This window comes from Pantoea leporis, assembly GCF_028048155.1.
Lineage (GTDB): Bacteria > Pseudomonadota > Gammaproteobacteria > Enterobacterales > Enterobacteriaceae > Pantoea > Pantoea leporis.
Genome location: NZ_JALMEU010000002.1, coordinates 240,856 through 266,817 on the forward strand (window position 1 = coordinate 240,856; position 25,962 = coordinate 266,817).

Below are 25,962 nucleotides of genomic sequence, written 5' to 3' on the forward strand. Positions count from 1 at the left end.
ACGTCAGGTCGCCATGTCTGGCGACTAAAAACCGCTCAATCAAAACGACATCGTCACACCGGCATAATAGGCGCGGCCCGGTTCGTTATAGGTCGAAGCACCCGAATTTTCGCGGTAAAGGCGTTTATCAAACAGGTTATTGATACCGGCATTGGCGCGCAGGTTTTTGCTGATGTCGTAATTGACGTTCAAACCAAACACCGAATACGGGCTGATTTCCTGCGTCGTCATGCTCGAGGTATCGATATTGGTCTCAACATTTTGACGCGGTTTCTGGCGGCCATACTGCGTCCAGTTGATGTTGGCGCTGAGATCCTGCGTCGCCTGCCACTCCAGCTGCGAGTTGATGGTGAATTCCGGGATCACCGACAGCGGATTGCCGGTTTTCTTGCTCTCGGAGCGGAACATGTAGGTGGCGTTGGAGCGCCATTCCAGAGTATCGGCGATCAAAGGAATAGTCAGATTTCCTTCCAGTCCTTCCACAATCGCTTTGCCGCCATTTTCCCAGCGCAGCACGTTGTAAACCGGGCGAGTGCTGGAATAAACCGGCTCGGTGCCGGACACAATCTTGTTCTTGTAGTCATTGCGGAACCAGGTGATGCCCGCGACGTAGCCCTGGTTGCTGAACTCCAGTCCAATCTCTTTGTTGACGCTGGTTTCTGCATCGAGATCGTTATTCCCCAGCAGATAACATTGGCTGAGCCCAATCGGGCAGCCGTTGCCGCGCGTGGAGAGCAGATACCCCGGCGTTGACTGATACAGGTTTGGCGCTTTAAACACCCGTGCAATACCGGCCTTCAGGGTGAAAAAGTTGCCCAGACCTTGTGAGAGGTTAAGGCTTGGGCTCCAGTTGGCGCCAAACTGATCGTGATAATCAAAGCGAAGGCCAGGAATCACTTCGGTGCTATCGGTGGCGGCAATGTTGTCTTCGAAGAACAGTGAACTGATGGTGGCGCTGTTCTTACTGCTGCGCTGCGATGGATCGCCAGAACTGCCAGGCAAATTCACGCCGCTCGCGCTGGCCGCAAGCATTGATGCTGGATCGTTCAGCTCATCGCGGTTCCACTCCGCGCCCAGCGTCACGGTTTGGTCGACCAGCAGCTGCAGCGGGAAGTTGATCTCTCCGCCCGCGCGATAGCTTTCCAGGCGGCTGGTGGCGTACGTATCGCTATTAATCATCCCTTCAGTACGCCCGGCGGTGCCTTCCTGCAGGCGAGTGTTATTGGTTTTCTCGTAGTTGAAATTAAGCTTCGAGGTTCCCCAATCCCAGATACCGTTGTGCGCGATGCCGTAGCTTTGGCGATACATGCGGTTAGTTTCATCACCGTACAGCGACTCTACTAAACCGTCGGTGCTGGCGTTGCTGTTACTGTTCTGCGTGTCACCGGCATAAATATTGCCCTGACGGCTGTAGCCCCAGGAGAAGTCGATGATTTGCAGCGGCGTGATTTTCCACGACAGCACGGTATTGATGTCTTTGTTGCGCACGCCTTCACGGCCCGCCGCGTATGAACCGTTTTCTGCGGTGTTGATATCGAACGCATCGGCATCGGTGCGGTTGATGTTGCCGTACAGGCGCATGGTCAACGCATCACCGGCCAGCGGGCCGCTGAGATTGAAGTTAGCGCGTCGGGTATCGCCTTCTTTGCTATTTTCCGGCTGGCTGGTATAGAGCGACAGCGAGCCGTGCCAGTCGTTGGTGGGACGCTTGGTGATGATGTTCACCACGCCGCCCGCCGCGCCAGAACCGTATCGAGCAGCGGCCGGGCCTCGAATCACTTCAATGCGCTCAACCATTTCAGCTGGCACCCAGTTGGTATCGCCGCGTGAATCACGCTCGCCGCGCCAGCTGTAGCGCACCGAGTTACGAGAGGAAACCGGCACGCCATCGATCATCACCAGGGTGTTTTCCGGGCCCATGCCACGGATATCGATTTGCCGGTTATTGCCGCGGCTGCCGCTGGCGCCGTTACCGGTAAGGTTTACGCCGGGCATTTTGCGAATGATGTCGGAGAGATCGTTAACAGGGGGATTTTTTTTGATGTCTTCAGCGGTGATGGTGGACACGCCCGGTTGCTGTTTCAGCTCCTGCTCGGCGGTGACGATCATTGATTCATCGTCAGCCAGCTTTTCGGTGGTTTCAGCTGCAAAGGCAGGCGACGTTAGCATTCCCGCAAAAAAAAGCGCAATTGGACGCTTTTTGCCACGCATGGTTACATTCACTTAAGTTTTCTCCCTGTAACGTTAACAATTGTAAGTAAATGCGCATGATAATGATAACGTTTCTCATTGTCTATTCAGTGAGACGGCAACATGCCTGACAATACAAACCTTTACAAAGGTTGTTCGGTTGCGGGGTGTGAGTTGCGAGGAGGGGAATTTCTCATTTGCTTAGAAGAAACCGTTATGAGTAAGAAGAAATGTGTCGATGAATACTGGATAAGCAGGCTATTGATTCACTAGCATATTCTGAATTCTGCTGAGTCTTACGTGCCAAATCTAGGGCGGAAATCCCGCCTTGCAACCGTGCTTGCGGCTATTGCCATATTTCGGCAATAGATATGTTTTTTTCGCATTTGTGATTGTTATCTATCTTCCAGAGAATGCTAATCGGGACGTAAATACCCGTCATAATTTCAGCCGCAACTGCGTTGGCTCCGCGTGTTCACCCCAGTCACTTACTTAAGTAAGCTCCCGGGGATTCACACACTTGCCGCCTTGTTGCAGCTGGAATTATTTAGGGTATATGAGGATGACAATTCCACTCACCGCACGCCGTTCGCGCGAGGTGAGTCAGGAGACAAAACCATCGCTACCTCAACGCCTTTTCCCTGTGGGGAAACTTTTTATAAATCAGGAGAAAGGTTCCAGTGAAATTCGCCAAAGGCATGACTCTTCTTGCGCTCGCGCTGAGTGCACACACCGCGTTCGCCGCCGATGAAAACGTCCCAACTGACAGCTCAATCCACGTGCAGGCCGATCCTGCGCTGAAAAGCCTGCTGCCTGCGGATGTGGTGAAACGTGGCTACATTGTTGCCGGAACCAACCCCAACACGCCGCCAACCACCTTTTATAAAGAAGACAACAAAACGCTGGCCGGCCGTGAAATCGATATCATGAATGCCGTGGGCGAGCGTTTGGGAATCCAGGTTCAGTGGCGCGACACCGGTGGTTTCGACAACATCATTCCAGGCCTGAAAACCGGTCGTTACGATGTGGCGCTCTCCAATATCAACGCCACGCCAGCGCGTGCCAAAATCATCGACTTCGTGGGTTATTACGATGCCAGCCGCCTCGGCATTATCTCGCGCAAAGATGCCAACATCGCGCCATTCAAAGAACTGGCCGATGTCTGTGGTAAAGAAGTGGGCGCCGGTTCCGGCACCACCCAGGTTACGCGCCTTGAAGACGCCAGCAAAGCCTGTGAAGCGGCAGGTAAAAAGCCAATCAAAGTCTCCGTCTTCCCGGATCGTCCAGCTGGCGTGCAGGCGGTGGTAAGCGGTCGCGTGCCAATGTTCCTCGGCCCGTATGAAGGTTTGCTGTGGCAGGTGAAAGTGATTAAACCGCTTACCATGAGCGGCGAAATCACCGTACACGATGCGCCAGTCTCCGTCGCTTTCCCGAAAGATTCCGCGCTGGAGCCCGCCGTACAGGCCGCGCTTAACTCGCTGATCAAAGATGGCAGCTATAACAAGATCCTCGACAACTGGGGCATCGGCTTTGGTGCTGTTAAACAAGCCAAACGCAATCAGGAAATCTTTCAATGAGTGACATTCACGACCACACCGGCGACTTGAAAATCGTCGGCAAACGTTACTACGGACGCTGGCTGAGTGCGCTGGTCGTGTTGTTGTGCGTGGTGGCGATGGCGAACTCGATGATTAACAATCCACGCTTCGAATGGAGCGTGATTGCGGAGAACTTTACCGGCGAATCGATCCTGCAAGGCGTATTAATGACGCTGCAGCTCACTGCGATCTCTGTGGTGCTGGGTTTTGCCTTCGGTACGGTGCTGGCGCTGATGCGCCTCTCCTCCAATCCGGTGCTGGTGGGCGTGAGCTGGTTCTACACCTGGTTCTTCCGTGGTGTACCGATGTTGGTGCAACTGTTCCTGTGGTACAACATCGCGGCGCTTTATCCCACCATCGCTCTGTCGATTCCGGGCCTCGGCGAAATCTGGAGCACGCAATCGAACGCGCTGGTGAGCCCATTTAGTGCGGCAGTGATCGCGCTGGTGATGCACCAATCTGCCTATGCCGCCGAAATTGTGCGCGCGGGTATCCAAAGCGTTGGCAACGGCCAGCTGGAAGCCGCGCGTGCGCTCGGCTATCGCCCTTCGCAGATTTTCCGTCACACCGTGCTGCCGCAGGCGATGCGCGCCATCATGCCGCCCGCTGGTAACGAAATCATTGGTCAGCTGAAAACCACGGCGGTGGTCTCAGTGATCTCGCTGCAGGACGTGCTGTTCTCGGCGCAGATTATTTACCAGCGCACCTATGAAGTGATTCCGCTGCTGCTGGTGGCTACCTTGTGGTATCTGCTGATGACTTCGGTGCTGTCGGTGGGTCAGTTCTATGTGGAACGCTATTTTGGCCGTGGCGTTTCGCGCCGGGAAAAACGCAGCCTGTTGAAATCACTGCCGGGCTTCTCAGCGCCAAAAGCAGAAAGGAGCGTCAGCAATGGGTGAAGCGATCGCCTTACGTAAAGTCACTAAGCGCTTCTCTGGCGTCACCATTCTGGATGAAGTGGACCTGGATATTCCCGCCGGTTCAGTCACGGTGATCCTTGGGCCGTCGGGTTCGGGGAAATCCACGCTGCTGCGCTGCATCAACCACCTGGAAAAACTGGATGGCGGCACCATTCGCATCGGCGGCGAGATCATCGGCTACAAGCAGAAAGGCCAGGCGCTGCACGAGTTAAGCAGCGGTGAAGTTGCGCGTCAGCGTGCCGAAATCGGCATGGTGTTCCAGCAATTCAACCTGTTCCCGCACCGTACCGTGTTGCAAAACATCGTCGATGCGCCGATGCGCGTCAAGAAGCAGAGTCGTCAGCAGGCGACCAGCAAAGCGCTGTCGCTGCTGAAGCAAGTGGGTTTGTCTGGCCGCGAAGATGAGTGGCCGCAGAATCTCTCCGGAGGACAGCAGCAACGTGTGGCGATTGCCCGCGCGCTGGCGATGGATCCCGGCGTAATGCTGTTTGATGAACCCACTTCAGCGCTCGATCCCGAACTGGTTGGCGAAGTGCTGCAGGTGATCAAACAGCTGGCGCACTCCGGCATCACCATGGTGGTGGTGACGCATGAGATTGGTTTTGCGCGCGAGGTTGCTGACAACATTGTGTTTATGGAAAGCGGCAAAATCGTGGCGGCGGGGCCAACCCAGCAAGTGCTCGACGACCCGGAAAACGGGCGCGTAAGAAACTTTATTGCAACGGTGCTTTAGGCACCGTTTTTCTTTTTTGATGCCAGGAACAGTGATGACGCAAAAACCGGTAATGCACAGCGCCCATTGGGGCGCTTTTCATGCCCAGCAACAGGGCGATCGGCTCACCATCGAACCGTTCAAGGGCGATCCCGATCCCAGCCCGCTGCTGCAAAATTTCCACACTGCGTTAAACCATCCGGCGCGCGTATCCCGTCCGATGGTGCGCCGTGGCTGGCTGGAGAACGGCCCGGGCGCGGACGATCGTCGTGGCAACGATGAGTACGTCGCGGTGAGCTGGGATGAAGCCTACGCGCTGGTCACGCGCGAACTGCAACGCGTCGGCGATAAGTACGGCCCGGAAGGCATCTTCGGCGGCTCTTACGGCTGGTCAAGCGCCGGCCGCTTCCATCACGCACAAAGTCAGGTGCATCGCTTCCTCAACACTACGCTCGGCGGCTACGTGCGTTCAGTCAACAGCTACAGTTCCGGCTCCGCGTCGGTGTTGCTGCCGCATATCGTCGGCGACATGAATGAAATTGCCCGTCGCGGCGTCAGTTGGGAAGAGATCGCCCAGCACAGCGAAATCGTGGTGGCATTTGGCGGTTTAGCATTGAAAAACTCGCAGGTCGCCAGCGGCGGCTTGAGCGAACACACCGAACGCGGCTTTATGCAGCAGGCGGCGCAGCGCGGCACGCGTTTTGTCTCGGTCAGTCCGCTGCAAAGCGATCTCCCTGAAGAAGCGCAGGGCGAATGGCTGGCGCTGCGTCCGGGCACTGATGCGGCCTTCATCCTCGGCGTGTTATCGGTATTGATCGCTGAACAGCTGACCGATGAGGCTTTCCTCGCGCGCTACACCGTGGGCTGGCCAGAAATGGCGGCCTACATTCGTGGCGAAGAGGATGGCACGCCGCGCGATGCGGCGTGGGCAGCAGAAATTTGCGGCGTGAGTGCTGCGTTCATCAGCGATTTTGCTCGCCAGCTGCACGGCAAACGCGTGCTGGTGACGGTGGCGCATGCCTTGCAGCGCGCCGAAAACGGCGAACAGCCGGTGTGGCTGGGATTGGTGCTGGCGGCAGCGCTTGGTCAGCCAGGCTTGCCGGGCGGTGGCTACACCTATGCGCTGGGTGCGCTAGGCCATTACGGTAAGCATCACAATCTGGTGAGTTTTCCGGCGCTACCGCAGGGTAAAAACGGTATCGATCGTCTGATTCCGGTGGCGCGTATCTCCGATATGCTGCTCAATCCCGGCAAGCCGTTTGATTACAATGGCCGCCGTTTAACCTATCCGCACATCCGTCTGGCATATTGGGCCGGCGGCAATCCGTTCCATCATCATCAGGATCTCGCGCGCTTGCGTCAGGCTTTTTGTCAGCTGGATACGCTGATCGTGCATGAGATCGCCTGGACCGCCAGCGCGCGCCATGCCGATATCGTTTTGCCCGCTACCATGACGCTGGAGCGCGAAGACATTGGCGGCGCACCCACCGATCGCCACTTGTTTGCCATGCAACCGGTGGCGCAACCGTTCGGTGAAGCCAAAGATGATTACGCGATTTTCACCGAGCTGGCGCGCCGTTTAGGCCGCGAAGAGGCCTTCACCGAAGGGCGCGATACGCGCGGCTGGTTGCAGCATCATTACGCCCAGCTGCAGCAAAAGCTGGCGGCGCATCAGGTTGAGATCCCCGACTTCGAGAAGTTTTGGCAACAAGGCGTGCTGGAGTTGCCGCAGCTGAAAGACGGCGGCCGTATGATCAACGCGTTTCGCGCCGACCCGGAAGCGTCGCCGCTGCCGACGCCGAGCGGGAAAATTGAAATTTTCTCTGCCACCATCGCCAGCTTTAACTACGAAAACTGTCCGGGACATCCGGTGTGGCGTGAACCGCAGCAAAAACCGAATCCCGATCATCCGTTTTGGTTGATCGCCAATCAGCCGGCGACGCGTTTGCACAGCCAGCTCGATTTTGGTGATTACAGCCTGAGCGGCAAACGCCATGGCCGCGAAGTGTGCAGTTTGCATCCGGCGGATGCGGCGGGATCAGGCATTAATGATGGCGATATTATCGAGCTCTACAACGCGCGCGGCCACGTGCTCGCCAGTGCGCGTCTCACCGAAACCATAATGCGCGGCGTGGTGCAATTGCCGACCGGCGCCTGGTATGATCCGGTCGATCCTACCGCGCTGCGTCCGCTGTGCCGTCACGGTAATCCCAATGTGTTGACGCTGGATATCGGCACGTCTTCATTGGCACAAGGTTGCAGCGGACAAATCACCGTCGTGCAGGTGCGTAAATATCGCGGCGAAGTGACGCCTGTACAGGCGTTTATTCCGCCTGCCTAAAAGCAGACGCATCTCAATAAATCAAAGTGTGACTTTGTCTCACCGAGTGATAGACTCAGTGAGACAAAGTTACACTTTGGAGGATGTATGGCTTTAACCAAACTGCGTCAGCAAGGCGGAGCCGTTGTGCTAACGATTCCCAGTGACATCGCGACCAAAGCGGGTTGGCATGTGGGGATTGAGCTAGATGTCACTGCAACTGACGAGTCAATCAACATCAAACCTGTTAACCGGCTCGCACGCGGCAGGAAAACGATGGACCAACTGTTAGCTGGCATTGATCAGGAAGAGATTCGCCAGTTTAATGAAGCCGTCAGCGACGATTTGCAGGATAAACCGCAGGGCAAGGAGGCTATCTGATGATATCGCGCAGAGTTCCGCAGTTAGGTGAAATCTGGCACGTCAACGGTGATCCCGTTGAAGGCAGGGAGTTTAAAGGGCCGCATTATTATCTGGTGATTTCACGGCGGGAACTCGTCGCTGCTTTAGGGACAGCGGTTTGCATTCCGGTAACCAGCGGTGGCGGCGCATCACGCTCGAGGGCTGTTGCGGTGTATCTGGATGGCAGCAGCACGGATACCGGCAGCGTAACTGGCGTAGCGTTGTGCTACCAACTTCGTTCTCTTGACCTGACCGCGCGGAAGGCAAGTTTCGCCGCGAAAGTTGAATCGCACGTCATGGATGAAATCCTGTCGATGGTAGTGGATTTGATTGATCCGCGTTAAAAAGCTGAATGCGCACCCTACGAAAATCACGATGACAATCGTAGGGACGCCATTCATGAATGCCGCCCCGTTCACCCTAACTGACTAGCTTTTTCATCTCACGCCGTGGTTTTCCAGTTATGGGTCAAATCTTTCACCGTTTCCGCTGCACGTTTACCGGCAAGGAACGCGTGGTCCGAGTTGTAATATTCCCACTCGCTGTAGCGCCCGGAAAGATGGATGCCTTGCGTCGCCAGCCAGCTACGAATCAGCGTGACGTTGGCGGTGCGTTGATGGTCGTACACCACATAAGCGTACGGCATATCCACTTCGCTGGCGGTAACGATCTCATCATCGGCATTGATGATGCCGACCCGAATACAATCCGCAATGCAGCGTTCAATCAACGCATCGCCTTCGCAAGGAAGCGGCTGATCGTCGCGATAGGTCATTTCGCAGGTGAGGCCAAAACCGCCTTCTGGATTGCAGTGCGGGCTGGCGTTGCCCTGTAAAAAGATGCGGTGGAACAGCGTGTTGCCGGGATAGTAAATCCAGTGTTTGTCGCTGATATTGGCGCGGCCAATGCCCAGATTGACGCAGCGCACCGAGATATGACGCAGTTGCTTCGCCGCTTTCTGCACCACTTCTGGTGCAAAGCTGCCCATCAATCGCACCAGTTCTGGCAGCGGCAAGGTGCTGATCATCTGGTCATAATGAAACTGTCGGCCATCACTTAACAGCACGCGCCGTTGCAACGGCTGAATTTCGCTGACGCCTGCTTCCATCTCCAGCGTGCAGTTCAGATGTGGCAGAAATCCTTCCATCAGCGCCTGAAAACCGCCGCGCAGCGGATAGCCAAAGCGCGCATTAGGGCCGACCGGCTTATCCAGCGGCGCCAGCGCGCCAGAGATGATCTGCTCCAAATCCGGCAGCGGCACGCGTCCGCCGAGCCATGAGGTTTCCATATTCACCAGCGGGGTTTTCCACAGTTTTTGGTTATACGGCAGGGCGAAATGGCGGGCGATGCCTTTGCCCCAGGTACGGAAAATAAAGCTTTCGAAATCTTCGCTCTCCGGCTGACAAACCAGGCTTTCACCATCCGGGATGGCGCCATCGGCGCAGCAATCACGCCGCGCCTCGGTGGCCACCGCCAGTAAAGCGGGAGGCGACGCATAGCGCGCTTCAATCGCGCCTAACACACACTCGCCAATCACTTCGGCAGGCAAACCATGCAGCGCCGACTGGAACGGATAGCGGGTGTAAACATCATGGCTGTAAACCCAGGCTTCACGCGTTTGCCAGTGCTGATTGTCGCCCAGCAGGATATCGTACAGGCGCAACACGTAAGGATCGTTGGAGAACATAATGTGGCCGGCGTGATCGAAGGTGAATCCCTGATCCTCGACCGAACGGCACCAGCCGCCCACGGTGGCATTTTTCTCCAGCACCACTGCGCCCGCGCCGTAGTGATAACCGGCGCTCAACCCCGTTGGCCCGGCCCCCAAAATCAAGCACGCAACGGTATTGTGCGCCAGCGCGGGCGGAGGGGCGGCGGCTATTTCGGGATGGGAAATCTGACGTTGGGTCAGCGCCACGATATGCGCCTGCATCTCATCGACAGTGCGATCCCACGAGGTTTCCGCAACGCGTGTCGCCATGTTTTTCGCTAGCTGATAGCGGGTTTCCACCGGCATGCTGAGCGCCGCTTCACAGGCCTGAACAAAGCTCTGATGCGAGTCGGCGATGCTCACCACGTCGGCATAGTGTCGCGCCACATCGGCAATCGCGGTGCTGACAATCGGCAGCTGCGCTGCCATGTACTCCAGCACTTTGGTAGGACTGATAAAGCGCGTCGAAGCATTGAGCGCGAACGGCATCAGGCAAAGATCCCAGCCGGCGAGAAAGTGCGGCAAGGCGGCGTACGGTTGCTGGCCGAACCAGTGCAGATTGCTGCGCTGGGGCAGGCTGGCGGCATCAATTTTCACCACCGGACCGACCATCACGATCTGCCAGTCGGGATGCGCATCGGCCAGCGCGGCAATCAGCGTCAAATCGAGGCGTTCATCAATTACGCCATAATAGCCGAGGCGCGGTTTTGGCAGGTTTTCCTGCAGCGGATGACTGTTAGTGCGGTCCAGCGCCTGTTCGAAATGTCCCGCATCGACGCTGCTTGGGCAGCAGAAAACCTGCGGATGGCGATGTTTCTTCGCTTCATACAGGCTGGTGCCGCCGGTGAACACCAAATCGGCGCGGCTCAACAGCGCCGATTCACGCTGCTGAAGCTGGCGCGGCGCCTGGTTAAAGGCGGAGAGCTCATCCATGCAGTCATAGATAATCGCGCTCGGTGTAAAGCAGGCCAGCAGCGGCAGCGCCATCGGCGTATAAAACCACACCAGCGGCGTTTCATCGTCAGCAAGCAGTTCAGCCAGCAGCGGTTGCAGCACGGCGATTTGGCTATCGTGAAAGCCAGGCGCGGCCACATCGGTATGCGGTTCGATCACCGTCACATTGGGTGCGGGCTGATATTGGCGTAACGCGGCTTCACCGGGCTGATAAATCGGCTCTTCAATAAACACAATGCGGTGGAACTGGGCGAGGCGCGACAACAGATGCTGTGGACGTTGAAAGACAAATCCCCAACGTAAATGACTGAATACCACTAATACGGATTGTTTCATGACGCTTTCCTCTGGCCTGCTGGCCGCGGTGATAAGACCCTGAAAACGGGCTAATAATCGTTGTGATTGCTGTAATGACGCGGCATAAACCGGGTTCAGCAGACGCTTTTTGTTGGGATCGACATCCCACAATCCGCTGCGTGGCCAGTGTTCGGGATCTTCCCAAAGTGGGCGATCGATAATCGGATAAAGACAGATGCCGCGGATATCACAGCCGTTCAGCTGTGCCTGCGCGACATCTGCGGTTACTTGTGAAATCCAGGCGGCGCGTCCGCTGCCGACGTGGCTGGTTTCCGCCAGCAAAATGGGCCGTTGGTAACGCTCAGTTAACTGCGCCAGCAGCGGATGCAGCGGCACGCGGCGCGCATCGCCCAGATGCCATTCCAGCCGGCAGCCGGACCCGGTGAGCCACTGATTGCCGTGGTAATAATTGGCGCCAACCACATCGAGATAGTGCGGTTTGCCGCCGAGTTCCGGCTCGCGCAAACCGGCGATCATGTCCCACGCCTGATATTGCGAAGCGTTGATATCGCGGGTGCGCTGCCGACACGCATCGCTGTCTTCATCCGGCACCACGTGAATAATCGGGTCGCAGTGCAGGAAACGCGCACGCGGATCTGCAAGGCGAATGGCGGCGCAACCCGCCAGCGTGGCGCGAATCAATTGACGTTTAATCTCATCGGGATCGGTATGGGCATTATTACCAAACAGGCCGACAGAAATTCCCCACGCCAAAAACGAGATTTCATTCATCGGCGAATAAATGGGTGCGTCTTCATAATATTCCGCGAGGAAGCCCGCCATGCGTTGACAAAAAGCGGCGAAGCGCGGCACAAATTCGCTGGAAAATAAGGTTAAGTCATCCGGCCAGCCGTAATGGCAAAAGGTCCAGTTAATTTGCACGCCAAAGGAGCGCGCCGAATTCATGCGTTTTTTTAAACTTTCGAGCGTGGTTTGCGGTTCCATTTCCGCCAGTCGCCAGCCAATACTTTCGCGGGCGGAGGTAATGCCAAACTGCTGCAGCGCGGCGTAATCGTTATGGTATTGCGATAAATGGTCGGTCAACGCATTCATTGAAAGCCGCTCGCCGAAGGGATTGATATGATCCGCTCCCTCATAACCGGCTTGCCAAAAGCTGGAAAATGGCGACATGATGTTCCCCCGGAATAAGATTCAGGAAATAGCAATAAATAAAAGAAGTTAATCGTGTTATAGGGGCGCCATTTAAGGAAACCAGGGAAATCGACTGTTGAACCTAATTCAAATTATAACCACGCTTTGGCTTAGCGCAAATGGCTGAGCTGAAAAGAAAATAAGCCCAGCGTGAGTTTTGCTTATTTAAGTGAAGCGGTGCAAAGAAATGAAGATATTATTGTTGCGCAATTTCTTACGCTTAACTCACATAATGAAAAGAAGGGCGATGTTTAATTTATTTCATTACTACACTTTAATTAACCCAATTCGGGTTTACGGAGGTACGTATGTCAGAACGTCCAGATGATGATGTAATTCCACTGCCAGGTGATGATGAAACATTACCTGACGAAGATGATGATTTACCCCGCGATACTGAATTCCCTGAAGATCAGCAACCTAAAATCTGAAAATCAGTCGAGCCGCCGCTGGCGGCTCACTATTTAGAGTGCACTCTGCTGTAATTCCCCCATAATACCTCTCCAGGATTCATTTATTTTTTTAACACTTAAGGGAGAGATACGATGGTCAACGACTATTTCACACAGCCACCGATTGGCGTCACGGTTGAGCAGCATAAACGCACCGTTGCGGTTGCGGCGGCATTAGCGGTGGCAAAAGAGTCAGTTAGCGCCTCAACCTCTGCCAGCGGATCAAAGGCATCGTGGGATTTGCAGGCGGTTGCCAATGAGATCGCAAATCTGGCCGATGCCATTCAGGATGCGCTGGAGCCGGTCGAAACGCTTTAAGCGAGCAACTGGGTTAACTGCGCCAGATGCGCGCTGTTAGCCAACTCGCTGCTGTTCAGCAGTTGTTGCTGACGTAGCGGGGACTCCTGCTGCAGTGCCGCGCGCAGCTTGCCTGCGACATCAACCGCATCGGCCAGCGATTGCTGACGAGTGCGGTGATGCTGCATCTGCAAGCCGTCGCGTAGCGTAATCGTCACCAGATGAAAACGCAGCGCCGGGTTAATCGCATCCGGTGGCGCACCTTCATCTGGCGTACGACGCACCTTTGCTGCCAGCGGCATCACCTCTTGATTCAACTCGCCTTCGGCAAAATCCTGCAAACGCAAATCGCCATACATCAGCATCGCGGCGATCACATATTCCAGACTGAAACGCGCTTCGATGCCGTTGGTTGGCACGCGCACCGATGCCGCAATATCACCGCCCGGCGGAAACGCCACGCTAATTTCGCTAATGTTTTCCAGCAAACTTTCCAGTGATTTACCGCTCGCCAGCCATTGATTGCGCAAGATGCGCGTGGCTTCGGCGGCGCTGTGCGTACCGGCGCAGGTGGGGAAGGGTTTGAATTCCAACCCAGGTGCGACGATGCGCCACGGCTGCGCCCAATGCTCAATCAGTTTTTCCGGCTGCGCCTGGCCATTGCTGGTGGCGGAGATGAAAGCGTCAATTACGCCGTCCTGCTTGCCATCAAAGCCTGCCAGCGTCAGCTGTGCGGCGCTCACCGCGCGTTCAGCTGCAAACCCGGCATGCAGCGGCTTTACCGCCGAACCAAACTGCGCGCGTAAGCCGCTGGCCTGCGTGGTGGCGATGCCGAGCAGCATCGCGGTGGCAGCCACATCTAACGCCAGCAAACGCGCCAGCGCGGCGGCAGCGGCAACTGTGCCAAGCGTCGCGGTATTGTGATGACCTAAGGCGTAATGCTGCTGGCTGACGGCGAGGCCTAAACGTCCGGCAACCTCCACGCCGACCGCATAGGCATCAAGAAACTGATCCAGCTCAGAGGGCTGCAACTGCTGCCAGGCAAAGAGCGCAGGCAGAATCACCACGCTGGGATGCCCGCGAAAATCCGCATGGAAATCATCGTAATCCAGCGCGTGGCTGGCATACCCGAGCAGCAGCGCGTTGGATCGCGCGCTGCCGTCGCCATATACGCTGCGCAGCGCCGGTAATCCGCTGTCTGGCACCTGACCTTGCAGTACCGGCCAGCTGACGGCGAGGAAATCACGCACCCCTTCGCGCGCCGCATTACGTGCGGCGGCGTCCGGTTGGCTGTGAACAATGCGCTCAGCCAGCGCGGCAGTGAGGCTCATCAGCTCACGCTCTTCAGCGCTGCGACCGCCAGATTGGCGAGATAGCGCGACGTCGGCAACAGCACATCATCATTGATGCGAAACGCCGGATGGTGCAGCGCGTAAGGCTCGCCGGTGCCAATCATCATAAACGCGCCCGGCAGCTGTTGCTGATAGAACGCGAAGTCTTCGCCGATTGGGCTGGCTTCCACCACGCGCGCCTCAAAGCCGCTGGCGCTGGCCTGCTGCAAGGCAAAATCCGCCCAATGCGCATCATTTACCACCGATGGCGGACCCGCGTGCCAGTTGAATTTCACCTCGGCGGCGAAAGCGGCGCCGATACCTTGCACGATTTCACGGAAGCGCTGCTCCAGACGTTCGCGCGTTTCCTGCGAGAAGGAGCGCACCGTGCCTTCCAGCCAGGCGCTATCAGGAATCACGTTCCAAGTGCTGCCGCTGTGAATCTGGGTAATCGAGACCACCGCGTTATCGCCGGATGGGGCATTGCGGCTAATCAACGTTTGTGCGGCCGAGACAATTTGCGCGGCAATCACAATCGGATCGTTACCCTGATGCGGTTTGGCGGCGTGGCTACCCATGCCGGTGATGCTGATATCAAAGCGATCGACCGCTGCGGTGAGCGGACCGGCTTTGCTGCCAATCACGCCTGGCGGCAGAGACGGATCGTTGTGGATGCCGAAGATTGCCACCGCGTCATCCAGCGCGCCGGTCGCGATCACATCGGGCGCGCCCTGGCCGGTCTCTTCAGCAGCCTGAAACAGAATACGCACGCGACCTGGCAGGGTATCTTCCTGCTGTTTGAGCAGAATCGCTGCCCCCAGCGCCGCCGAACTGTGAAAGTCGTGGCCGCAGGCGTGCATCACGCCGGGACGTTCAGATCGGAAGCTCACATCTGACTGCTCTTCAATCGGCAGCGCGTCAATATCGGAGCGTAACACCATCAATGGGCCACTTTCCGCCCCAATTTCCGCCACTAAACCGGTTTTGAGCGGGAGATCCAGCACGCGAATCTGGTGTTGCTCTAATTGCTGACGAATTCGTGCGGTGGTTTCAAACTCTTGATTGGAGAGCTCGGGAAAACGGTGCAGTTCATGGCGGAAAGCGATCAGCTGTTCGCCTAAGGTGTCGAGAGATTGGCTCATGCTTTTACTCCTTGTTGTGCCGCCTGGCGTGTTAACCACGCATCGTGGGCGCTTTCATCCAGTACTTTCTTCATATATTGCGTGATATGCCCTTTGCCGAGATCGGTGGTGTGCATCAGCTGGAAACCGCGCTTTTTGTACATCTCGATCAGCCACGGATGGCTAGTGGCGGTGCCGAGCGACACCGCAGGCGCGCGTAACTGGCCCAGCAAGATCTCCTGCTCGAGACGATCCTGCACCTGACGACCAAATTGCTGGCCGGGATAATCGGGATGCGCGCCAAACCAGCCGATATGCGGCAGGCCAAACGGGCCGGGCAGCGGTCCCCACGGATAGCGTACGGTAACGGATGAGACCATCACATCATCGGCATACAGCGCATAAACACCGTGGCTCTGCAGATGACGCAGTGTCTTGGCAAGGTCGGCGGTGGCGGCATCAAATTTAATGCCGAGCGCCAGCGTGGGTGCATACGCGGCATGCATCAGCGCCTGATAGGTTTCCACCTCGTCTTCTCTAACCTGACGAAATTCAAGTGACATAGACATCCCCGGGAAAAAACCGCCATCAGGCGGAGAATCAAAAAACAGGCACCTTCCATAGCGGCGCGATTCATCGCGCAATAAATTGCGCCGCTACGCAAGGTGCTCGTCTGTTATAAGGGTTCAGATTACCAGCAAAGCCATTCCCCGCTATATGTGAAAAATAACTAAGCTAATGCGAATTTGTGAAAATGAAATCGCCCCTTTTGCATTGCTTAAATCGTTATTTACCGTAGTATGCAGAAAATACATAGCGCTATAACTATTCTGTATTAACCCTCTGAATTATCTTAATTTAATCCGTTATAGCCTTATTCTTAAACAGGGTGACGCCGTGTTAGCGATCAAATCTCCGCGTGCATATGCACATGAATCCGGTTTGCGTGCGCGCGCCGGTGAATTTATCAAACCTTACGCTTCCCATATTCGCGTCTTTACTTCCCCCCGCGCCTGGCAGGCCGTTAATCCGGAATTAACCCAGAGCCTTGAAGCCAATGATATTCGCTGGGAAATAGAGTATCTGACCGGTGAATGCACCGATGCCGCGATTGAAACCCTGAAGCACAATGTCGAGCGGCAGGGCGCTGAACTGCTGTTTGCGATCGGCGGCGGGCGCGTGCTGGATGCGGCAAAAGCGGTGGGTAGCCAGCTGCCCGATCTCAAGGTGATCAACTTCGCCACGGTTGCCGCGACTTGCGCTGCCTGGTCGCCGGTGGCGATTGTTTACAACGAGCAGGGCGGCCATGTGCGCAGCCAGCCGCTGGGCAAAATGCCGGATTTGGTACTGGTCGATAGCGAGATTATCGCGCGCAGCGACGTGCGTTACCTGAAGGCCGGCATCGTTGATGCGCTGGCAAAATATTATGAGTTCTATCCGTATCAGCGTAACAATCCCAACGATCTGGCGCTGGATCTCAAAGTGATGACCGCCAAACGCGCGCTGGATCTTTATCGCGAGCTGGGCCCGGCGGCGGTAGCCGCTAACCAGCAACAGCAGGTCACGCCGGAGCTGGTGAAAATCATCGATGCCAATATCGTGTTGGCCGGATTAGCCAACAGCGTGCGCGATGTGCTGCCGACGCCAGGTTTTGCTCACGCCATTCACAATCGTCTGACGCATCAGCCGGAACTGCATCAATGGCTGCACGGTGAAAAAGTGGGTTACAGCCTGCTGGTGCAATCGCTGATTGAGCATGACGGCGTGCCGGATGCCGATCTGCTGACGCTGCTGCGTGCGTACGACATGCCGCTGACCTTAGCGCCGTTAACCGGTGACCGCGCGGCGACGATTCGCACCATCGCAGAACAGATTAAATTTCCGGCGGCCAGCGCCGAACGTCTGCCATTCCGCATCTCTGCCGATGCGCTGGAACAGGCGCTGCTGGCGACCGAGAACACGTTTTAAATCGCACCACTTTTTATTGACCAGGACAAATTAATGGCTAACTCAAAACAACAACGCCGCATCCGTTTAGGCCTTTTCGTGCAGCCGGTAGGACAACACGTCAGCGGCTGGCGTCTGACGGAAAAGCTCGGCGATCCAACTGACATCGACTGGCTGATCACCATCGCCAAAAAAGCCGAAGCCGGTAAATTCGATCTCTTCTTCGTTGGCGATGCGCTGGCCACCAGCATGTATCGTCTGCCCTCGACCATGGCGCGCCTTGAGCCGCTGACCATGCTGTCGGCGCTGGCGGTGAATACCAAACGCATCGGTCTGGCGGCAACGGCGTCCACCACCTTTAGCGATCCGTTCACCATGGCGCGCAGCTTCTCTTCGCTGGATCACATCAGCCGTGGTCGCGCGGCATGGAACGTGGTGACCTCGTTCTCTACCGATGTAGCGCGTAACTTTAGCCGCAACGATATGCCAAACCATGCCGAGCGTTATGCGCGTGCGCGCGAATTCCTCGAAGTGGCTGACAAGCTGTGGGCCGGTTGGGAAGAGGGCGCGGTGCAGCCGAACAAAGAGACCGGTGCGTACTTTGTTGATGAAAAAATCCAGCCGATTAACCATGAAGGCGAGCACTTCCAGGTGCAGGGTCCGCTGAATATCACCCGTTCGCCGCAGGGTCGTCCAGTGATCATCGAAGCCGGTTCCTCCGCCGATGGTCAGAAACTGGCGGCGGAAACCGCGGAAGTGATCTTCACCGCGGCTGCCAGCCTCGAAGAAGCACAAACCTTCTACCGTTCGCAGAAAGATCAGGTCATTGCCGCTGGTCGTAATCCGGATCATGTGGTGATTATGCCGGGCGTGATGCCGATTGTGGGCCGCACGCGTGAAGAGGCCAAAGCACTGTGGAAAGAGCTCAACACGCTGGTGGACATCGAAAACGGTCTGCGTCAGCTGTCGCTGCGTTTCAGCATGGATCTCAGCCAGTTCCCGCTGGATGGTCCGGTGCCAGAAGTGCCGCTGGGCGAGGGCAACCAGAGCCGCGTTAAACTGATGACCGATATGGCGAAACGCGAAAATCTGACGCTGCGCGAGCTGGCGGCGGTGGCTGCTGGTTCACGCGGACATCGCGTGATTGTCGGTACCGCCGAAGATATCGCTGACGATTTCGAGCTGTGGATGAACGAGGGCGGCGCGGATGGTTTCAATATTATGCCGGCGATCATGTCCGAGCAGCTGGATCTGTTTGTTGAGCTGGTGATCCCTGAACTGCGCCGTCGCGGCCTGTTCCGTGACGATTACGAGTTCGCCACGCTGCGTGAAAACCTCGGCTTGCCGGTGGTCTAACCCATTCAGGAGCTCAACATGGTCACCTTATCAAAGCGTGTGCAGTCCGTGTCGCTCTCTGCCAATGCGGCGGCGCGTCAACTGACGCGCCAGCTGAAAGAGCAGGGCGTGGATATTCTCGATCTCACTACTGGTGAGCCAGATTTTGACACGCCCGCGCATATTCGCCAGGCGGCGGTGGCGGCAATGGAAGCCGGTGAAACGCGCTATACGCCGACTAACGGCACCACGCCGCTGCGCAAAGCGGTGCTGGCTAAGCTGAAAAATGAAAATCAGCTTGATTATGAGCTGGCGCAAATTTGCATCGCCAACGGTGCCAAGCAGATTATCTTCAACGCCTTTGCCGCCACGCTGAATGAAGGCGATGAGGTGATTGTGCCAGTGCCGTACTGGCCGACGTTCCCGGATAGCGTGCGTTTCAACGGCGGCGAAGCGGTGCTGCTGGCGTGTCCGCTGGAGCAGGAATACAAGTTGCAGCCGCAACAGCTGGCGCAGGCGATCACCGCCAAAACCCGCTGGCTGGTGCTGAACAATCCCGGCAATCCTTCTGGTATGGTGTACAGCGCAGATGAGCTGACCGCGCTGGCGACGGTGCTGCGCGATCATCCTGATGTGCTGATCATGCTGGATGAACTCTACGAACATATTCTGTTTGATGGCCGTGAACATATTAGCCTGCTGCACGTTGCGCCGGATTTAGCCGACCGTATTCTGCTGGTGGGCGGCGTGTCGAAAACCTACGCCATGACCGGCTGGCGCATCGGTTTCGGTGCCGGGCCTAAAGCGTTGATCGACGCGATGGTGGTGGTGCAGTCGCAAAACAGCTCCGGTGCCAGCGCGATCAGCCAGGCTGCGGCGGTGGCGGCGTATAACGGTGGACTCGACTTCCTGCCGCCGCAACGCACGGCTTATCAGGATCGCCGCGATGCGATTATGGCGCTGTTAAAGCCGGTGCAGGAAATTGACGTGCTTAATCCTGATGGCGCGTTCTTTATTTTCTGTCGCTGCGCCGGTTTATTAGGCAAAACGCGTCCCGATGGTCAGCAGATCGAAAGCGAGCAAGATGTGATGAATTATCTGCTGGAAAGCGGTGTCTCTGGCGTGGCGGGCAGCGCGTACGGATTATCACCTTATTTCCGTTTGTCGATTGCCACCGACATTGAAACGGTGCGTGAAGCGGGCCGCAGAATTGCGCAGGCCTGTGCGGTTCTGAAATAAGCTTATTAGTAAAAGACGTCAGATATTTCCGGGAAATTATCTGACTTAACGGCAAGTATGATGCGCAATCCGGTATCGCTTGCCAGGATTATGTTTACGACTTTTTAAAAGCGTATATCAAACAGATTAACGCGCAGAATTAATAACGAAAAAACGCAGCACTTACGCTGCGTTTTTACTGTTCATGCGCTGTACAGCAAGTCACCGATTAAATCAGGAAATCATCCATTGAACCGCCCGCTTCCAGTGCGGCTTTAATCGGTGATGGCGTACGGCCCTGGCCGGTCCACAATTTCTCGTTCCCCTGTTCGTCGATGAATTTATACTTCGCGGGGCGCGGAGCACGTTTCGACTTGGGTTTGCTTTCCTGGGTAGTTAATTGCGCCAGGTCACTAATATCAATGCCATCTTTCAACAACATCTCTTTATACAGCGCCAGCTTTTCTTCTTTTTCGCGCTGAGCTGCAGTTTCTGCTTCCGCTTCTTCACGGCGCTCTGCGACGACCACGGCGAATTTTTCCAGCATCTCTTCTAATGCTGCGACGTCAATATTACGCGCCTCGGCACGCAGCGTACGAAGATTGTTCAATGCTTTAAGTGCATCGCTCATGTATTAATCCTTATTACTTATTTGACTGGTGTAAAGGGAAGCATTCTACGAGATTTTTTGCCAAATTAAAATAATCAAACGTGGGCAGAATTGTCTGTAAAATATCCGGGTGATCAGAGATTCCTTTATATTCCGTGACGCTTTATCGAGCTATTTGGCTTATTCACGTGAGGCGGGAGAGTAAGGAGAATAATAGTGGGTGATTTAATATGCGTGTGTATGCGGTGCGTGTGAAGGTCGCCATAAATGGTTACCGTACACATAAGAATCTGTTCAATTTCACATAGTTGCCGAAAGCCCCGCCATGAACCTTCCTGAAAATAACGTAAGTCAACTATTACTCGTTGAAGAATAAGGCTTTTCACCAAGTGTAAAAGTGTCAGTAAACTGGTAACAATTTCTTGCATTGGAAATCTTAATGCGTATATTTCTCATTTGCTTTCTTAACGGCTTCCTTACTGTCGTTCCTCTTTCCGACGTCAGCAGCGGTGCCGCAAAAAAATAACGATAAGTTGATTGAGGAATCGTATGTCTTTCAGTGATTTGCGCGTCAGGAAACCCGGCAGTGCGCCTCAGCGTGCGTTACGTCTCTCTTTACTGGCTGTGATGGTTGCGTCGGGTATCGCGCAGGCAGCAGAGACCACCAACACCGAACAGACGCTGAACGTGGATGCCAGCGCCAACGCCGATCAGCAACAGCAGGCGGCACAGGATTACAGCGTACCAGTGACGCGTGCCGGTACCAAAATGGCGCTCACCGCGCGCGATATTCCGCAATCGGTTTCGATCGTCAGCAAGCAGCGTATGCAAGACCAACAGCTGCAATCGCTGAACGATGTGCTGAAGAACACCACCGGTATCCACGGTGTCTCTTCCGATATGGATCGCACCAACTACTATTCGCGCGGTTTCCTGATCGACAACTATATGGTCGACGGTATTCCAACTGCCTTCGCCTCACGCTGGAACCTTGGCGATGCGCAGAGCGACATGGCGCTGTATGAGCGCGTCGAAGTGGTGCGCGGTGCCACCGGCTTGCTGACTGGCCCGGGCAATCCCTCCGCCTCCATCAACATGGTACGCAAGCACGCCGATAGCAAAGAGTTCACCGGTGATGTTTCCGCCAGCTACGGCAGCTGGAACAAGCAGCGTTACGTTGCCGATCTCTCTGCACCGCTGTCGCCTGAAGGGAACGTGCGTGGTCGGCTAGTTGCGGGCTATGAAGACAAAAACAGCTTTATCGAACGCTACGGCGCAGACAAAAAGTTCGTTTATGGCGTGGTTGACGCTGATCTGACCGACTCCACCAAATTGTCGGTTGGTTACGAATTTACCCAGGTAAACACCGATTCGCCAATGTGGAGCGGTTCCCCGCGCTGGTATACCGACGGTTCTCAGATCAAAGCGCGTCGTGGTTACAACACCGCGCCAGACTGGGCTTACAACAACAAAGAAAACAAAAAGGTCTTTGTTAACCTGCAGCAAAACTTCGATAACGGCTGGAACATCACGCTTAACGGCACGCACAACGAAATGTTCCTCGACAGCAAACAGCTGTATATCGATGGCTTCTTTGATAAAACCACCGGCGCGGGCTCTTCCTCTTACGCCGGCTATCCGGTTATCGGCGGCACCGGCTATAACACCGGCAAACGTAAAGTGGATGCGGTGGATGCCTTCGCCAGCGGCCCATACGAATTGTTGGGACGTCAGCATGAGCTGATGATTGGCGTTAACTACAGTCGTCAGGACAACAAGTACTACAGCTCGTGGGAGAACATCTCATCAGCAGAGCTGGGTAACTTCAATAACTACAACGGCGATTTCCCGGAATCTAACTGGGATCCGCGCGAACCGGCTTCAGATACACAGCTGGTGCGTCAGAAATCTGCTTATCTGGCAACCCGCATCTCGCTGGCCGATCCGCTGCATGTGATTCTGGGCGCGCGTTATACCAACTGGAATCGTCAGACGCTGAGCGAAGAGATGGAGAAGAACAACATCACGCCGTACGGTGGTGTGATTTGGGACTTCTACGACAACTGGTCGGCATATGCCAGCTACACCTCGGTATTCCAGCCACAGGATTATCAGGATGCCTCGGGCGGATTCCTGGCGCCGGTGATTGGTAAGAACTACGAAGCGGGCGTGAAATCAGACTGGTTTAACAGCCGCCTGACTACCTCGATCTCCGTATTCCGCACTGAACTGGATAACGTTGGCGAAGCGACCGGACAAACCAACCCGGAAACGGGCAATGCCATTTATGTGGGTAAAAGTGGCGTAGTGAGCCGTGGCGTGGAGTTTGAAGTCAACGGTGCGGTAACCGATAACTGGCAGATGACCTTCGGCGGTACCAGTTATGTGGCGGAAGATCGCGAAGGCGAGAATTACAATTCTCAGCTGCCACGCACCTCATTCAACCTCTTCACCAGCTATCGCTTGCCGATGCTGGATCAGTTGACCCTGGGTGGTGGCGTGACATGGCAGTCGAAAACCTACGGCGACATTGGCGGTCCAGACGGCGAAGGCACCTGGCGCGCACGTCAGGGCAGCTACTCGGTGGTGGATCTGTTCGCACGCTACGACGTCACCAAAAACGTCTCACTGCAGGCAAACATCAACAACCTGTTCGACAAAGAGTACGACACCAATGTCAGCAACGGCGGTATCGTGTACGGCGATCCACGTAATTTCTCCGTCTCGGCGACGTATCGTTTTTAAATCAAAATTTAGGGTGCGTGTCAGGCGCACCCTATAATAACCCCGTCAAATCACCTTAAGCTGGCTTTTTTATGGCAGCCCGCATTTCTTCTGATTACCCTCCAGCCCAATAAATTCCAGCGTCATGATGTACTCCTCTCAGCAGAAAGGGCGGATTTGCCCACGGAAGTGAAAATGGCGTCGTCCTGCGGCGTATGTATGCGACCGCACAACACATTTCTCAAGTGACGTTGTAACGGATGGTGGCGCGTCAGCGCGTGGTTACCGATGCTTTCCACCATCAGCTGCACGCTGCGAATGGCGTTTTCGGTTACCACCTGTTTGATTTGTGCGGCATGTCCGCTGGCGACGTGGCCGTGGGCGGCGCTGCTTAGCATAGTTTGACTGGTAAACAGCAGCGTATCGATGCGGCCAACCAGCTCCTGGAAGCGCGGCAATGATGCCAGCGGTGCGCCAAGATTGGCCGGCACGCGCTGCTGCAAAAAGGCGATAAACCAGTCGCGTGCGCTATGCGCAATGGCGTCGTACAACGAACCGAGCAGCACCGCCATCCACAGCGATTCCTCTTCGTTGAGGCCGGGTCGCGGCGTGCTCCACGGCGCAACGTTGACCGCGTGATCGAGCGGGATCAGCACCTCGTCCAGCACCACACGATGGCTACAGGTGCCGCGCATGCCGAGGTGATCCCACTCATCAATAATGTGGATGCCGGGCGCGTTGGCCGGCACCAGATAGCCGCCGACCAGCGGATCGGCATCGTCGCTGCGGGCCCACACCAGAAACCAGCTCAGTCCATAACTGCCGGTGGAGTAAATCTTCTCACCGCTGATACGCCAGCCTTCAGCGGTGCGGCGTGCGCGGGTGGCGGGCAATCCGCCGCGCGCGGGCGTGCCTAATTCGGGTTCGACACGTAATGCGTTAATCAGCGCACCGTCGCGAATCACGCTCTCCGCCACCTTGCGGCGCACCGCGTCTGGCCAGTTTGAGCTGTCGTCGAGGCGACGCGTGTTGAGATACTGCATGATGAGAATCAGCGCTGCAGAAGGTTCGCCGCGCGCCACGGCCTGGATAATCGCCTGGCTTGCCAGCAGATCGCCGCCGCTGCCGCCCGACGCCGTCGGCAATACAAAGTGCAGCAAGCCATGCTGCCGCAACACGCTAAAAGCCGCTTTAGGAAATTCGCCGCTGCGATCAACTTCTTCAGCGTCTTTTTCTAAGGCCTGAATAATCACCGGCAATATTTCAGCCAGAAAGGGCGGGTTATTTGCCATGCGTTATTAATCCCCTTATTAAATCAGGCTTAATTGTTTCCTGTTCTGCCACCGCTGTAAAAGCAATAAACCGGCTATATACATGCGGAATCGGCATAATTCTGCCGCCGGTGGAAGTGTTAATTTGCAATGGCTGTTTCTGCGCGAGCCATTAATTAGGGTCAACACCTTCACCTGCATTTATTTTTGGGAGTCATTTAATGCCAAATAATTATTTAGTTTCCCGTCGGCATTTTCTGGGATATTCCGCCGCAGCGGCGATGGCGGCAACGTTACCGGGCCGCGTGTTTGCCGATGATCATATGGCGGGCATGCAGATGCCCGGCGATTTACTGCAAGATGGCCCCGGAAAATGGGCGCTGGCGAAGCCAACGCATGTGCGTCTGGCGGTCAATCTCAACGCCATCTGCCTTGCGCCGGTAGTGGTGGCCGATCAGCATAACTTCTTTAAAGCGCACAACCTGGAAGTGGAGTTCGTTAACTTCGGCAACTCCACCGAACTGCTGCTGGAATCCATCGCCACCGGAAAAGCCGAAGCTGCCATCGGCATGGCGCTGCGCTGGCTGAAAGCGCTGGAGCAGGGCTTTGACGTCAAACTCACCGCCGGCACGCACGGCGGCTGTATGCGCCTGCTGGCGCGCGATGGCGGGCCGACCACGCTGGAGCAACTGAAAGGCAAAACCATTGGTGTCACCGACATGGCGGGCGCGGATAAAAACTTCTTCTCGCTGATGCTGCAAAAGCACGGCGTCGATCCCAATACCGATGTCGACTGGCGCGTGTTCCCGCAGGATTTGCTGCCGATGGTGCTGGAGAAGGGCGAGATTCAGGCCGCCAGCGGTTCCGATCCGGTGATGTGGCGCTTAACCCAGAAGCCAGGCTACCGCGAGATTGGCACCAACTTAATGGACGAGTACGCCAGACTGAGCTGCTGTGTGGTGGGCACGCGCGGCAGTTTGATTCGCGAACAGCCGGAAGTGGCGGCAGCGATCACCCACGCGATTCTGCAGGCGCATTCTTATGCGGCCAAACACCCGGAAGCGATTGGCAGCGAGTTTAACGGCCAGGCACTCAACACCACGCCGCAAGAGATCGCCAGCGTGCTGAAAACCCATACGCACGGACACTATTCGGTGGGGAACGCGTTTGTGAATGAGATCGACGTGTATGCGCGCGATTTAAAGGCGATCAACGTGTTACGACCGGAAACCGATCCGCAGTTGTTTGCTAAGGGGATTACCAGCAACGTGCTGGTTTAAAATGAAATCGCGCCGCTACGAATACATGCAGGTCTCTGTAGCGGCGCGATTTATCGCGCA

At 55.9% G+C, this 25,962-nt stretch carries 20 protein-coding genes; 13 read left to right on the forward strand and 7 right to left on the reverse strand.

The annotated features are described in order from the left end of the window. Positions 1–39: 39 nt before the first annotated feature. Complete coding sequence (locus MWH02_RS08300) at positions 40–2,211, reverse strand: TonB-dependent siderophore receptor (RefSeq protein ID WP_271460617.1); 2,172 nt, start codon at positions 2,209–2,211, stop codon at positions 40–42. Between the two features lie 659 nt (positions 2,212–2,870). Between MWH02_RS08300 and MWH02_RS08305 the strand changes: the two genes are divergently transcribed. From MWH02_RS08305 to MWH02_RS08330, 6 genes are all read left to right on the forward strand, one after another. Beyond that, a complete protein-coding gene (locus MWH02_RS08305) occupies positions 2,871–3,767 on the forward strand; it encodes an ABC transporter substrate-binding protein (protein ID WP_110867191.1) in 897 nt (298 codons plus the stop codon). Beyond that, positions 3,764–4,687, forward strand: coding sequence for an amino acid ABC transporter permease (locus MWH02_RS08310; RefSeq protein WP_110867192.1), 924 nt, complete (start codon positions 3,764–3,766; stop codon positions 4,685–4,687). Before MWH02_RS08305 ends, MWH02_RS08310 begins: the two co-directional genes overlap by 4 nt. Then, complete coding sequence (locus MWH02_RS08315; protein ID WP_271460314.1) at positions 4,680–5,441, forward strand: amino acid ABC transporter ATP-binding protein; 762 nt, start codon at positions 4,680–4,682, stop codon at positions 5,439–5,441. The genes MWH02_RS08310 and MWH02_RS08315 overlap by 8 nt, the downstream gene beginning before the upstream one ends. A 34-nt stretch (positions 5,442–5,475) precedes the next feature. Next, the gene (locus MWH02_RS08320) at positions 5,476–7,761 is read left to right on the forward strand and encodes a molybdopterin-dependent oxidoreductase (RefSeq protein WP_271460315.1); all 2,286 of its coding nucleotides are present in this window, start codon (positions 5,476–5,478) and stop codon (positions 7,759–7,761) included. An 87-nt stretch (positions 7,762–7,848) separates the two neighbouring features. Continuing rightward, a complete protein-coding gene (locus tag MWH02_RS08325; RefSeq protein WP_110867195.1) occupies positions 7,849–8,121 on the forward strand; it encodes an AbrB/MazE/SpoVT family DNA-binding domain-containing protein in 273 nt (90 codons plus the stop codon). After that, entirely contained in the window at positions 8,121–8,486 is a 366-nt protein-coding gene (locus tag MWH02_RS08330) for a type II toxin-antitoxin system PemK/MazF family toxin (protein ID WP_222234047.1), read from the forward strand. The genes MWH02_RS08325 and MWH02_RS08330 overlap by 1 nt, the downstream gene beginning before the upstream one ends. 98 nt (positions 8,487–8,584) lie before the next feature. Here MWH02_RS08330 and MWH02_RS08335 read toward each other — a convergent pair whose 3' ends face one another. Beyond that, positions 8,585–12,295: an FAD-dependent oxidoreductase gene (locus tag MWH02_RS08335; RefSeq protein ID WP_271460316.1), complete on the reverse strand. Its 3,711-nt coding sequence runs from the start codon at positions 12,293–12,295 to the stop codon at positions 8,585–8,587. A gap of 329 nt (positions 12,296–12,624) precedes the next feature. On the opposite strand from MWH02_RS08335, the gene MWH02_RS08340 reads away from it, so the two are divergent. Beyond that, positions 12,625–12,747 carry a hypothetical protein gene (locus MWH02_RS08340; protein ID WP_255421536.1) on the forward strand — a complete coding sequence of 41 codons (123 nt, stop codon included), beginning with the start codon at positions 12,625–12,627 and terminating at the stop codon, positions 12,745–12,747. Between the two features lie 114 nt (positions 12,748–12,861). Beyond that, positions 12,862–13,086, forward strand: a complete 225-nt coding sequence (locus MWH02_RS08345; RefSeq protein WP_007890034.1) for a hypothetical protein — start codon at positions 12,862–12,864, stop codon at positions 13,084–13,086. On the opposite strand, the gene MWH02_RS08350 is transcribed toward MWH02_RS08345, so the two are convergent. From MWH02_RS08350 to MWH02_RS08360, 3 genes are read right to left on the reverse strand one after another with little or no spacing between them, the layout of a single operon-like run. Next, the gene (locus MWH02_RS08350; RefSeq protein ID WP_271460317.1) at positions 13,083–14,396 is read right to left on the reverse strand and encodes an MmgE/PrpD family protein; all 1,314 of its coding nucleotides are present in this window, start codon (positions 14,394–14,396) and stop codon (positions 13,083–13,085) included. The two genes, MWH02_RS08345 and MWH02_RS08350, sit on opposite strands and share 4 nt — an antisense overlap. Then, the gene (locus tag MWH02_RS08355) at positions 14,396–15,538 is read right to left on the reverse strand and encodes an amidohydrolase (RefSeq protein WP_210080228.1); all 1,143 of its coding nucleotides are present in this window, start codon (positions 15,536–15,538) and stop codon (positions 14,396–14,398) included. The genes MWH02_RS08350 and MWH02_RS08355 overlap by 1 nt, the downstream gene beginning before the upstream one ends. Further along, positions 15,535–16,080 carry a GNAT family N-acetyltransferase gene (locus tag MWH02_RS08360; RefSeq protein WP_101761773.1) on the reverse strand — a complete coding sequence of 182 codons (546 nt, stop codon included), beginning with the start codon at positions 16,078–16,080 and terminating at the stop codon, positions 15,535–15,537. The genes MWH02_RS08355 and MWH02_RS08360 overlap by 4 nt, the downstream gene beginning before the upstream one ends. A gap of 334 nt (positions 16,081–16,414) precedes the next feature. Here MWH02_RS08360 and MWH02_RS08365 point away from each other — a divergent pair, with 334 nt between their 5' ends. The 3 genes from MWH02_RS08365 to MWH02_RS08375 are packed head-to-tail and all read left to right on the forward strand — an operon-like array spanning position 16,415 to position 20,038. Then, the gene (locus MWH02_RS08365; RefSeq protein WP_101761352.1) at positions 16,415–17,485 is read left to right on the forward strand and encodes an iron-containing alcohol dehydrogenase family protein; all 1,071 of its coding nucleotides are present in this window, start codon (positions 16,415–16,417) and stop codon (positions 17,483–17,485) included. Between the two features lie 33 nt (positions 17,486–17,518). Beyond that, positions 17,519–18,820, forward strand: a complete 1,302-nt coding sequence (locus MWH02_RS08370) for an LLM class flavin-dependent oxidoreductase (RefSeq protein ID WP_101761353.1) — start codon at positions 17,519–17,521, stop codon at positions 18,818–18,820. 18 nt (positions 18,821–18,838) lie between these two features. Further along, positions 18,839–20,038 carry an aminotransferase class I/II-fold pyridoxal phosphate-dependent enzyme gene (locus MWH02_RS08375; RefSeq protein ID WP_271460318.1) on the forward strand — a complete coding sequence of 400 codons (1,200 nt, stop codon included), beginning with the start codon at positions 18,839–18,841 and terminating at the stop codon, positions 20,036–20,038. 208 nt (positions 20,039–20,246) lie between these two features. Here the strand turns inward: MWH02_RS08375 and MWH02_RS08380 are convergent, their stop codons facing one another. Further along, a complete protein-coding gene (locus MWH02_RS08380) occupies positions 20,247–20,648 on the reverse strand; it encodes an H-NS family histone-like protein (protein ID WP_101761355.1) in 402 nt (133 codons plus the stop codon). 528 nt (positions 20,649–21,176) lie between these two features. Here MWH02_RS08380 and fhuE point away from each other — a divergent pair. Further along, positions 21,177–23,372 carry a ferric-rhodotorulic acid/ferric-coprogen receptor FhuE gene (fhuE, locus tag MWH02_RS08385; RefSeq protein WP_192412832.1) on the forward strand — a complete coding sequence of 732 codons (2,196 nt, stop codon included), beginning with the start codon at positions 21,177–21,179 and terminating at the stop codon, positions 23,370–23,372. A gap of 122 nt (positions 23,373–23,494) precedes the next feature. Here fhuE and MWH02_RS08390 read toward each other — a convergent pair whose 3' ends face one another. Continuing rightward, complete coding sequence (locus MWH02_RS08390; RefSeq protein WP_271460319.1) at positions 23,495–24,643, reverse strand: acyl-CoA dehydrogenase family protein; 1,149 nt, start codon at positions 24,641–24,643, stop codon at positions 23,495–23,497. A gap of 200 nt (positions 24,644–24,843) precedes the next feature. Here MWH02_RS08390 and MWH02_RS08395 point away from each other — a divergent pair, with 200 nt between their 5' ends. After that, the gene (locus MWH02_RS08395; RefSeq protein ID WP_271460320.1) at positions 24,844–25,902 is read left to right on the forward strand and encodes an ABC transporter substrate-binding protein; all 1,059 of its coding nucleotides are present in this window, start codon (positions 24,844–24,846) and stop codon (positions 25,900–25,902) included. Positions 25,903–25,962: the final 60 nt, after the last annotated feature.